Below are 10,800 nucleotides of genomic sequence, written 5' to 3' on the forward strand. Positions count from 1 at the left end.
AACCCACATCCTCACGGAGGTTTTCGTTTCCCTCAAACCATCAAGCGTTCACAACGTCCCAGGTCAATACAGCTAGCGGCGGCCCTGCGTCGCCGCACGCCAGCGAACCGCTCGCGCTGGAGTCACCGCGAACGTCAGGAACCAGCCCCCGGAATACGCGAACAGCGTGACCAGCCCGAGCGCGGCCACCGGCTTCGCGAATACGCCGAGCACCAGCATCCCGAGCACCGCCGCGATCACGACCAGCCGACGCACCCACGCAGGGACACCAGCCAGGAACCTCGTGGTCGCCCACCCTGCGAGGGCGGCGGCCACGAGCACGACGGGCCCCAGCCAGTACTGTCCCAGCGCGAGGAAGACGGCGAGCGCGACCGCGAGACCGAACTCGAGCAGCACCAGCAGCACGAAGCCACGCCTCGACGGCGCCGCCATGGTGCGCTCCTGGTACTCGGCGCCCTTGCGGGCCGCCCACCCGTAGACCATGGTCGCGTGCCGGCTACGCCAGGCGCTGCGTCCAACCCATGAGGTCGGGCAGCTCGCCGTTCTGGATGCCCGTGAGCTCGGCTCGGATGCGCATGCTCACCGAGTCCTGCGTGATGACGGGGTTCTCGATCGTGAAGTCGGGCGACTTCACCTTGCCGATGGGCGAGATGACCGCCGCCGTGCCGCACGCGAACGCCTCGACGATCGTGCCGTCGGCGACGCCCTCGCGCCACTCGTCGATGGTGATGCGACGCTGCTCGATCTTGCGCCCCGCCCGCTCGCAAAGCTCCAGCACGCTGTCCCTCGTGATGCCGGGCAAGATGGAGTCGCTCAGCGGCGTCAGGATCGTGCCGTCCGACTTGATGAGCACGATGTTCATGCCACCGAGCTCCTCGAGGTACGTGTTCTCTGAGGCGTCGAGGAACAGCACCTGCTCGCATCCGTTCGCGTACGCCTCCTCCTGCGGCAGCAGCGACGACGCGTAGTTGCCGCCGCACTTCGCAGCCCCCGTGCCACCGGCACCGGCGCGCGAGTACTCCTGCGACAGCCAGATGTCGACGGGGCGCGTCGGGTCGGAGAAGTACGAGCCCGCCGGGCAGGCGATGACCATGTAGCGCACCGTCTGCGCAGCCCGCACTCCGAGGAAGTTCTCGTAGGCGATCATGAACGGGCGCAGGTACAGGGTCTTGCCCTCGCCTGCCGCCGGCACCCACGCTTCGTCGATCTGCACCAGCTGGCGCACCGACTCGATGAACAGCTCCTCGGGCAGCTCGGGCAGCGCGAGACGCCTCGCCGAGCTCTGCAGGCGGCGGGCGTTGCGCTCCGGCCGGAATGCGAACACCTCTCCCCCGCCGTGGCGGTACGCCTTGAGTCCCTCGAAGATCTCCTGGCCGTAGTGGAAGACCGCAGACGACGGGTCGACCTGCAGCGGGCCGTATGGCACGACGCGCGCATCATGCCAGCCGTCGGCGAGCGTCCAGTCGATGATGACCATGTGGTCGGTGAAGTGCTTGCCGAAGCCCGGGTCCGCGAGGACCGACTCGCGCACCTCGTCTGATGCGGGCGTCAAGTTGCGCTCGATGGTGAACTCGAGGGATGCCCCCTCGGTCGCGGCCGCTTGGGTGGTGCTGGTGTCGCTCATGCTTCTGTTCCTTGGGCAGTCAGTCGGGAGATGATGGCGTCGCCGATCTCAGAGGTGCTTCTGGGCGCCCCGCCACGAGAGGCGAGGTCAGCGCGGCAGGCCCGTTCGAGAGATGCGGCTGCGTCCGAGAGTCTGAAGTGCTCGAGCAGCAGCACGACGGAGAGGATCGCCGCCGTCGGGTCGGCTTTGCCGAGACCCGCGATGTCTGGTGCCGAACCGTGGACGGGCTCGAACATGCTGGGAAATTCGCCGTCGGGATTGATGTTGCCCGAGGCCGCCAGCCCGATGCCGCCGGTGATGGCTGCGGCAAGGTCGGTCACGATGTCGCCGAACAGGTTATCGGTGACGATCACGTCGAATCGCGACGGGTTCGTGACGAAGAAGATCGTAGCAGCGTCGACGTGCAGGTACTCAACGGCCACGTCCGGGTAGTCGGCCGAGACCTGGTCGACGATCCGCTGCCACAGCACGCCCGCGTTCACGAGCACGTTCTTCTTGTGCACGAGCGTCAGGTGCTTGCGAGGGCGCGACTGCGCCTTCTCGAACGCGTACCGGACGGTGCGCTCGACGCCGAAGGCCGTGTTGACCGAGACCTCGCTGGCGATCTCGTGCGGTGTGCCCACGCGGACCACGCCGCCGTTGCCCACATACGGCCCCTCGGTGCCCTCGCGCACCACGACGAAGTCGACCTCGCCCGGGTCGCTGAGCGGCGTCTTCACGCCAGGCGAGATCGCGCCGGGACGCAGGTTGATGTAGTGGTCGAACGCAAAGCGGAGCTTCAGCAGTAGGCCACGCTCGATAATGCCGCCCGCGAGCCGCTCGTCGGCGGGATCCCCACCGACCGCGCCGAGCAGGATGCCGTCGTGCTGGGCAAGCGTGTGCAGCTCGGCGTCGGAGATGATCTCGCCCGTCTCGAGGTAGTGACCTGCGCCGAACGGGTACTCGGTGAGGCTCAGCTCGACGCCCTCGGGGAGCGCCGCACGGAGCGCGCGCTGGGCCTCCGCGATGACCTCTGGGCCGATCCCGTCACCCGGGATGACGGCGATGTCGAGCTTCTCGATGGATGCACGTTCCGACACGAAGCGTCCTTTCCTGCCGACGGCGATCGCGGCTCCCCCAGTTTAGGCCGCAGCTGGGCTACCGTCTGTCCCCATGACCACCGCAATCCTGCGCCGCAAGCACGAGCTGCCACGCGAGCGCGCCGCAAGCCGGCTCACCGCATACGTCTACGGCAACATCATCGTGCTCGCGACGCTCCTCGGCCTCGTCCACGCGGGCGAGCATCCAGGGCAGGGCGCGATCACGGTCCTCGCGACAGGCGGCACAACCCTGCTCGCGCACCTCATCGCTGACGCGGTCGGCCACAGCACACGCACGGGCGAGCGCACCGACGCCAAGGAGCTGCTCAACGAGCTGCGAGACGCGGTGCCGATCGCGTCGGCCGCCTCCATGCCCGCGATCCTGCTCGGACTGGCCGCCCTCGGCGTCATGCCCGGCGAGGTCGCCCAGCTCGCGGGCGAGATCGTGATCATCGCCCGCCTGGCAGGCATGGGCTTCACCGTGCAGCGCATCCGCGGCGAGCAGCCGTCGTGGCGCACCTTCGCCGCCGGCATCGCCCTCGCGCTCGTCGGCATCGCGATCTCGGTGCTGAAGGCGCCCCTCGGCCACTAGCCGCCCGCCGCGGTCCACCCTCCAGCCCACCCCACCGCGCGCGAGTCCGGAACGCCACGGCTTCGCAGCTCGCGCGCGACCCCTCGGCCCCATCGCTGCCAGCTAAACGGCCCCTCTGGCGCAGCGATAGCGGCCATCTATCTGGCGGCGATGAGCACCCCTCGCACCGAAAAGGCCACTTCACTGGCAGCGATTGCGCGGCCTGCGGCGCTTCGAAGCTCGCGCAGGTGCGGTCCGTGTCCAACTTGCGTGATGGATGCGCCAGAACCGCCTCGCAGAGCCCCGCCGACCCTCCTGCATCCCGGAAGTTGGTCAGGCGCCCCGGAAGGCGGGCGCCGCGACTTTCACGGATTCCGGACGCCGCGGTCGGAGCCCGCCCCGCAATGCAGAACGCTGCCTGCGTCGCCAACGTTGCGATCTCTCGCAGCGTTGAAAACGCAGGCAGCGTTCGCTGAGGCGGCGGGCCGCCGACAGCAGGCTCAGCTCTCGACGATGTCGATCTCGTGCAGCTCGGATGCGCCGATCGCGTCGCGCAGGTTCGCGAGCAGCTCGTCGCTGGCCGGCTCGTCGATCGTGAGCACGGACAGGGCCTGGCCACCCTCCTCGTCGCGGGCGATCTGCATGCCTGCGATGTTGACGCCGGCTTCGCCGAGCGCGGCACCGTACACCGCGACGACGCCGGGACGGTCGCTGTAGACCATCACGAGGTGGTGCGCGGCGAGCGGCACCTCAATGCTGTAGCCGTTGATGCCGACGAGCTTCTCGATCTGCTTCGGACCCGTGAGCGTGCCGGAGACGGAGACGGTCTTGCCATCGCTGAGCGTCGCACGCAGCGTGAGCACGTTGCGGTACTCGTCGCTGTCCTCGTCGACGTTCATGCGCACCTCGAGGCCGCGCCCCTCCGCGAGGAGCGGCGCGTTCACGTACGACACTTGCTCGGTGACGATGTTCGTGAAGAAGCCCTTGAGGGCGGCGAGGCGCAGCGCCTTCACCTCGTAGCGGGCGAGCTCGCCGTGCACCTCGATGTCGAGGGCCACCGGCGACGAGCCGATGAGGCCCTGCAGGAACTGGCCAAGCTTCTCCATGAGCGGGATGCCCGGGCGCACGTATTCGTCGATGATGCCGCCGGCCACGTTGACCGCGTCGGGCACGAGCTCTCCGGCGAGCGCGAGGCGCACCGAACGTGCCACGGAGACGCCCGCCTTCTCCTGCGCTTCGTCAGTGGATGCGCCGAGGTGCGGCGTGAGCTGCAGGTTCGGCTGGTCGAGGAGGTCGCGGTTCGACGGCGGCTCGGTGACGAACACGTCGAGGGCGGCGCCCGCGATCTTGCCGGACTCGAGGGCGTCACGCAGCGCGTTCTCGTCGATGATGCCGCCGCGCGAGCAGTTCACGATGCGCAGCTCGGGCTTCGCGAGCGCGAACTCGGCCTCGCCGATGAGCCCCGTCGTCTCCGGGGTGCGCGGGATGTGGATCGTGATGAAGTCGGACTGCGCCATGAGCTCCTCGAGGCTGAGGAGCTGCACGCCGAGCTGCGAGGCACGGGCTGGCGTGACGTAGGGGTCGTAGGCGACGAGATTGACGCCGAAACCCTTGAGGCGGTCGACGACGAGCGTACCGATGCGGCCGAGGCCGACGATGCCGACCGTCTTCTCGAAGAGCTCGACACCCGTGTACTTCGAGCGCTTCCAGTCGCCCGCCTTCATCGACGCGTTGGCGTTCGGGATGTGGCGTGCGAGCGAGATGATGTGGCCGACGGCGAGCTCGGCGGCCGACGTGATGTTCGAGGTGGGCGCGTTGACGACCATGACGCCGGCCTTGGTCGCGGCTGGCGTGTCGACGTTGTCGAGGCCGACGCCGGCGCGCGCGATGATCTTCAGGTTCGGGGCGGCGGCGATGGCCTCGGCGTCGACCTGGGTCGCGCTGCGCACGAGGATCGCGTTGGCCTCTGCGAGCGCTTCGAGGAGCGCGGGACGGTCGGTTCCGTCGACCTGGCGGACCTCGAAGTCGGGACCGAGCGCATCCACGGTTGCGGGGGAAAGCTGCTCGGCAAGCAGAACGACGGGCTTTGACACGTGAAGAATCCTCCAGTGGAGACAGGGAGTCTGCGGGCGCAGGCCGAACCGATCCTATCGCGAGGCGCGCATCCGCCCCACGCCGCCGTAACACGCGGGACCCTGCACACGGCGAAGGGCCGACCCCGAGCGGATGCTCGAGGCCGGCCCTGTGCGGTTCGACGCCGCGGACGACGGTGACGCTTAGCGCGCGACCTGTCCGTCGACGTAGTCGCTGTCGGTCTGCTTCCAGGCGAAGAGCTTGCGCAGCTCCTGGCCCGTCTTCTCGATGGGGTGCGACTCGCCCTTCTTGCGGAACTCTGCGAACTCGACGCCGCCGTTGTCCTGGTCGTCGATGAAGCGCTTCGCGAACGCGCCCGACTGGATGTCGGCGAGCACGGCCTGCATGTTCTCCTTGACGCTTGGGTCGATGACGCGAGGGCCGGAGACGTAGTCGCCGAACTCAGCCGTGTCGGAGACCGACCAGCGCTGCTTGGCGATGCCGCCCTCCCAGATGAGGTCGACGATGAGCTTGAGCTCGTGGAGCACCTCGAAGTAGGCGATCTCGGGCTGGTAGCCAGCCTCGGTGAGCGTCTCGAAGCCGTACTGGATGAGCTGCGACGTGCCACCGCAGAGCACGGCCTGCTCGCCGAAGAGGTCGGTCTCGGTCTCTTCCGTGAAGGTCGTCTTGATGACGCCCGCGCGGGTTCCACCGATAGCCGCGGCGTACGAGAGGGCCGTTGCCCACGCGGTGCCGGATGCGTCGTTCTCGACGGCGATGATGTCGGGAATGCCACGGCCTGCGACGAACTCGCGGCGCACCGTGTGGCCGGGGGCCTTCGGGGCGACGAGGATGACGTCGACGCCCTCGGGAGCGTCGATGTAGCCGAAGCGGATGTTGAAGCCGTGCGCGAAGGCGAGCGTCTTGCCTGCGGTCAGCTTGTCCTTCACGCTGTCGGTGTAGATCGAGCGCTGGTGCTGGTCGGGCGCGAGGATCATGATGACGTCAGCCCACTCGGCCGCGTCGGCGACGCTCAGAACCTCGAAGCCGTCTTCCTGTGCCTTGGCGGTCGACTTCGAGCCGTCCTTGAGGCCGATCTTGACCTCGACACCGGAGTCGCGGAGGTTCTGCGCGTGGGCGTGGCCCTGCGAGCCGTAGCCGACGATGGCTACCTTCTTGCCCTGGATGATGCCCAGGTCTGCGTCGGTGTCGTAGAGGATTTCAGCCACTGGTGTGCTCCTTGATTGTTGGCGTTTGTCGTGTGGGTTCTGCAGTGCCGGTCGGCACTGGGCGGGGTGGATGCGCGCGACGCGGGGTCAGCGCGAGACCCGCTCGGTCATGGACTTGGATCCGCGACCGACGGCGACGAGGCCGGACTGGACGATCTCGCGGATGCCGTAGGGCTCGAGCACGCGCAGGAATGCCTGCACTTTGCCGGTGTCGCCGGTGGTCTCGATGACCAGCGCGTCCGTGGCCACGTCAACGACGCGGGCGCGGAACAGGTTGACGGCCTCGATGACCTGCGATCGGCTCGCGGCGTCGACCTTGACCTTCACGAGCAGGTGCTCGCGCTGCACGGAGGCGTCGAACTCGAGCTCGACGATCTTGATGACGTTGACGAGCTTGTTGAGCTGCTTCGTCACCTGCTCGAGCGGGAACTCCTCGACGTCGACGACAACCGTGATGCGCGAGAGCCCTTCGACCTCGCTGGCGCCGACGGCGAGCGAGTCGATGTTGAAGCCTCTGCGGGCGAACAGCCCGGCGACTCGCGTCAGCAGGCCCGGCTTGTCCTCAACGAGGAGCGAAAGTACGTGCTTCGACATGTTCTACTCCCCCTCGAAGGTCGGACTGTGGTCTTTGGCGTACTGGACGAAGCTGTTCGAGACGCCCTGCGGCACCATCGGCCACACCATGGCGTCGGCGCTCACGACGAAGTCGATGACGACGCTGCGGTCGTTGGTCTCGAGCGCGAGCTTGATCGCGGCGTCGATCTCCTCTTCCTTCGTGACGCGGATGCCGAGGGCGCCGTAGGCGTCGGCCAGCTTCACGAAGTCCGGGATGCGGACCGTCTCGTGTCCCGTGTTCAGGTCGGTGTTGGAGTGGCGTCCGTCGTAGAAGAGCGTCTGCCACTGCCGCACCATGCCGAGCGACGAGTTGTTGATGATGGCGACCTTGATCGGGATGTTGTTGATCGCGCAGGTCGCGAGCTCCTGATTGGTCATCTGGAAGCAGCCGTCGCCGTCGATCGCCCACACGGTGCGGTGCGGCTCGGCGACCTTGGCGCCCATGGCTGCGGGGATGGCGTAGCCCATGGTTCCGGCGCCGCCGGAGTTGAGCCATGCGTTCGGGCGCTCGTACTTCACGAACTGGGCCGCCCACATCTGGTGCTGCCCGACCCCTGCCGCGTAAATGGCTTCCGGACCCGTGAGCTCGCTGATGCGCTGGATGATGCGCTGCGGCGAGAGCAGGCCGTCGCTCGGCTCGGTGTAGCCGAGCGGGAACTCGGCCTTGAGGCCGTCGAGGTAGGTCCACCACTCGTCGAGCCGCGCTGTGTCTGCTGGCGCGTGGTCGGTGACGGCGGCGAGGAGGTCGATCGCGACCTCGCGCGCGTCGCCCACGATCGGCACGTCGGCCGTGCGGATCTTCGAGATCTCGGCTGGGTCGATGTCGACGTGGATGACCTTCGCGTTCGGCGCGAAGAGCGCCGCCTTGCCGGTCACGCGGTCGTCGAAGCGGGCGCCGATCGTGATGAGCAGGTCGGCTTCCTGCAGCGAGAGCACCGCTGGCACCGTGCCGTGCATGCCGGGCATACCGAGCATCTGCGGGTGCGAGTCGGGGAACGCGCCGCGGGCCATGAGCGTCGTGACGGCCGGAGCGCCGGTCTTCTCCACGAGTCGCTGCACTTCAGCGGATGCGCCGGAGCGGACGATGCCGCCGCCCAGGTAGAAAACGGGCTTCTTGGCCTGCGCGATGAGCTGCGCCGCGGCGAGGATCTGCTTGCCGTGCGCCTTGAGCACCGGACGGTAGCCGGGCAGGTCGAGCTTGACCGGCCAGACGTACGGCGCCTTCTTCTGCTGCGCATCCTTCGTGATGTCGACGAGCACGGGTCCCGGGCGGCCGGTCGACGCGATGTGGTGCGCCGCCGCGATGGCCGCGGGGATCTCCTCGGGCGTGCGCACGAGGATGCTGTGCTTCGTCACCGGCATGGTGATGCCGATGATGTCGGCCTCCTGGAAGGCGTCCGTTCCCATCAGGTGTGAGAACACCTGGCCGGTGATGGCCAGCAGCGGCACCGAGTCCATGTAGGCATCGGCGATCGCCGTCACGAGGTTTGTCGCGCCGGGGCCGCTCGTCGCGATGCAGACGCCGAGCTTGCCGCTCGCCGAGGCGTACCCCTCAGCGGCGTGGCCTGCGCCCTGTTCGTGACGGACCAGGATGTGGCGGAGTTTCGTGGAGTCGAGCAGCGGGTCGTACACCTCGATGATTGCTCCACCCGGCAGCCCGAAGACATCCGTGACCCCGAGGTTCTCGAGGGTGCGGACAACAGCCTGGGCTCCGGTCAGCATTTCGGGCTCGCGCCCAGCGGAGGGTGACGCCGCAGCGATGCGGGCGGCAGTTTCCTGCGTCATGAGATCCGTTCTTCTTCGTACTCGTCGAGGCGAGTGCAGTCGATGAGGGCCGAGCCCGGTGGCCGGAGCCGAGGCTCCGAGGGCTAGCCCGTGGTCGCGCCCTCAGACGCGCTGCGAACGAGCTTCGAGTATTTCGCAAGCACGCCGCGCGTGAACTTCGGAGGGAGCGGTTCCCAGCCTTCTCGGCGGGAGGCGAGCTCAGCTTCGTCGACGAGTAGGTCGATCGAGCGAGCCGCGATGTCGACCCGAATCAGATCTCCACTGCGGACGAAAGCGATAGGACCTTGGTCGACCGCTTCCGGTGCAATGTGGCCGATGCACAGGCCGGTTGTGCCGCCTGAGAATCGTCCGTCCGTCAAGAGTAGTACATCCTTGCCGAGACCGGCGCCCTTGATGGCCGCGGTGATGGCGAGCATCTCGCGCATACCGGGCCCGCCCTTCGGTCCTTCGTAGCGGATGACGATGACGTCGCCCGCCTTGATCTCGCCGTTGGTCAGCGCATCCATCGCACCGCGCTCGCGCTCGAACACGCGGGCTGGCCCTTCGAAGACCTCGGCGTCGAAGCCGGCCGTCTTGACGACGGCGCCCTCCGGAGCGAGCGAGCCGTGGAGCACGGTGATGCCGCCGGTGGCGTGGATGGGGTTGTCGAGCGTGTGCACGACGTCGCCGTCGACCGGGTCGGGGTCGAGGTCCTTGAGGTTCTCTGCGAGGGTCTTGCCGGTGACAGTGAGCGCGTCGCCGTGCATCAGGCCCTCGTCGAGGAGCGCCTTCATGACGACGGGGATGCCGCCGTGGCGGTCGACGTCGTTCATGACGTACTTGCCGAAGGGCTTCATGTCGGCGATGTGCGGGACTTTGTCGCCGATGCGGTTGAAGTCGTGCAGGGTGACGTCGACCTGCGCCTCGCGAGCGATCGCGAGGAGGTGCAGCACAACGTTGGTCGAGCCGCCGAGGGCCATTGCGAGCGCGATCGCGTTCTCGAAGGCCTCCTTCGTGAGGATGTCCCCGGTTGTGATGCCCTGGCGCAGCAGGTTCACGACGGCCTCGCCTGAGCGGTGCGCGAACGCGTCGCGGCGGCGGTCGGCGGATGCTGGAGCCGCGGAGCCGGGCAGGCTGAGGCCGAGCGCCTCGGCGACGGACGCCATGGTGTTGGCCGTGTACATGCCGCCGCAGGCCCCCTCGCCCGGGGCGAAGGCGCATTCGATGCGCTTGAGGTCGGCCTCGGACATCTTGCCCGCCTTGCAGGCGCCGACTGCCTCGAAGGAGTCGATGATGGTGATGTCCTTCTCGGTGCCGTCTGAGAGCTTCACCCAACCCGGGGCGATGGACCCGGCGTAGAGGAACACGCTCGAGAGGTCGAGGCGGGCGGACGCCATGAGCATTCCGGGGATCGACTTGTCGCATCCGGCGAGCAGCACGGTGCCGTCGAGGCGTTCCGCCATGACGACCGTCTCGACCGAGTCTGCGATGACCTCACGCGAGACGAGCGAGAAGTGCATGCCCTCGTGGCCCATGGAGATGCCGTCGGAGACGGAGACGGTGCCGAACTGCAGCGGGTAGCCGCCGCCGGAGTGGACGCCTTCTTTGGCGCCCTGCGCGAGGCGGTTGAGGGAGAGGTTGCAGGGGGTGATCTCGTTCCACGACGACGCGATGCCGATCTGGGGCTTGTCCCAGTCCTCGTCGCCCATGCCGACGGCGCGGAGCATGCCCCGCGAGGTGGTGGCTTCGATGCCGTCGGTGACGACCCGACTGCGTGGCTTGATGTCGATCTCTGGCTCAGGCATGCCCGCCATTCTACGCCGCGACGAAGCCCCTCCTGTGCGC

At 68.0% G+C, this 10,800-nt stretch carries 9 protein-coding genes; 1 reads left to right on the plus strand and 8 read right to left on the minus strand.

Features of this window, described 5'->3' with window-relative positions; translation table 11 throughout:
- Positions 1–72: 72 nt before the first annotated feature.
- Genes ACPYN9_RS14900 through ACPYN9_RS14910 form a run of 3 tightly spaced genes read right to left on the minus strand, consistent with a single transcriptional unit; the run spans position 73 to position 2,703 of the window.
- Positions 73–483, minus strand: a complete 411-nt coding sequence (locus ACPYN9_RS14900; RefSeq protein ID WP_424467330.1) for a hypothetical protein — start codon at positions 481–483, stop codon at positions 73–75.
- 13 nt (positions 484–496) lie between these two features.
- Positions 497–1,624 (minus strand): branched-chain amino acid aminotransferase, encoded by a 1,128-nt coding sequence (locus ACPYN9_RS14905; protein WP_424467331.1) that lies wholly within the window; start codon positions 1,622–1,624, stop codon positions 497–499.
- Complete coding sequence (locus ACPYN9_RS14910; RefSeq protein WP_424467332.1) at positions 1,621–2,703, minus strand: 3-isopropylmalate dehydrogenase; 1,083 nt, start codon at positions 2,701–2,703, stop codon at positions 1,621–1,623. The genes ACPYN9_RS14905 and ACPYN9_RS14910 overlap by 4 nt, the downstream gene beginning before the upstream one ends.
- Positions 2,704–2,776: 73 nt before the next feature.
- Between ACPYN9_RS14910 and ACPYN9_RS14915 the strand changes: the two genes are divergently transcribed.
- Positions 2,777–3,295 (plus strand): hypothetical protein, encoded by a 519-nt coding sequence (locus ACPYN9_RS14915; RefSeq protein WP_424467333.1) that lies wholly within the window; start codon positions 2,777–2,779, stop codon positions 3,293–3,295.
- A 479-nt stretch (positions 3,296–3,774) separates the two neighbouring features.
- On the opposite strand, the gene serA is transcribed toward ACPYN9_RS14915, so the two are convergent.
- From serA to ilvD, 5 genes are all read right to left on the minus strand, one after another.
- The gene (gene serA, locus ACPYN9_RS14920; RefSeq protein ID WP_424467334.1) at positions 3,775–5,367 is read right to left on the minus strand and encodes a phosphoglycerate dehydrogenase; all 1,593 of its coding nucleotides are present in this window, start codon (positions 5,365–5,367) and stop codon (positions 3,775–3,777) included.
- A gap of 183 nt (positions 5,368–5,550) precedes the next feature.
- The gene (ilvC, locus tag ACPYN9_RS14925; RefSeq protein WP_424467335.1) at positions 5,551–6,576 is read right to left on the minus strand and encodes a ketol-acid reductoisomerase; all 1,026 of its coding nucleotides are present in this window, start codon (positions 6,574–6,576) and stop codon (positions 5,551–5,553) included.
- An 87-nt stretch (positions 6,577–6,663) separates the two neighbouring features.
- On the minus strand, positions 6,664–7,170 hold the full coding sequence (gene ilvN / locus ACPYN9_RS14930) for an acetolactate synthase small subunit (RefSeq protein ID WP_424467336.1): 507 nt from the start codon (positions 7,168–7,170) through the stop codon (positions 6,664–6,666).
- Between the two features lie 3 nt (positions 7,171–7,173).
- Positions 7,174–8,976, minus strand: a complete 1,803-nt coding sequence (locus ACPYN9_RS14935) for an acetolactate synthase large subunit (protein ID WP_424467337.1) — start codon at positions 8,974–8,976, stop codon at positions 7,174–7,176.
- An 83-nt stretch (positions 8,977–9,059) separates the two neighbouring features.
- The gene (gene ilvD / locus ACPYN9_RS14940) at positions 9,060–10,760 is read right to left on the minus strand and encodes a dihydroxy-acid dehydratase (protein ID WP_424467338.1); all 1,701 of its coding nucleotides are present in this window, start codon (positions 10,758–10,760) and stop codon (positions 9,060–9,062) included.
- Positions 10,761–10,800: the final 40 nt, after the last annotated feature.

This window comes from Pseudoclavibacter helvolus, assembly GCF_049707175.1.
GTDB lineage: Bacteria > Actinomycetota > Actinomycetes > Actinomycetales > Microbacteriaceae > Pseudoclavibacter > Pseudoclavibacter helvolus_A.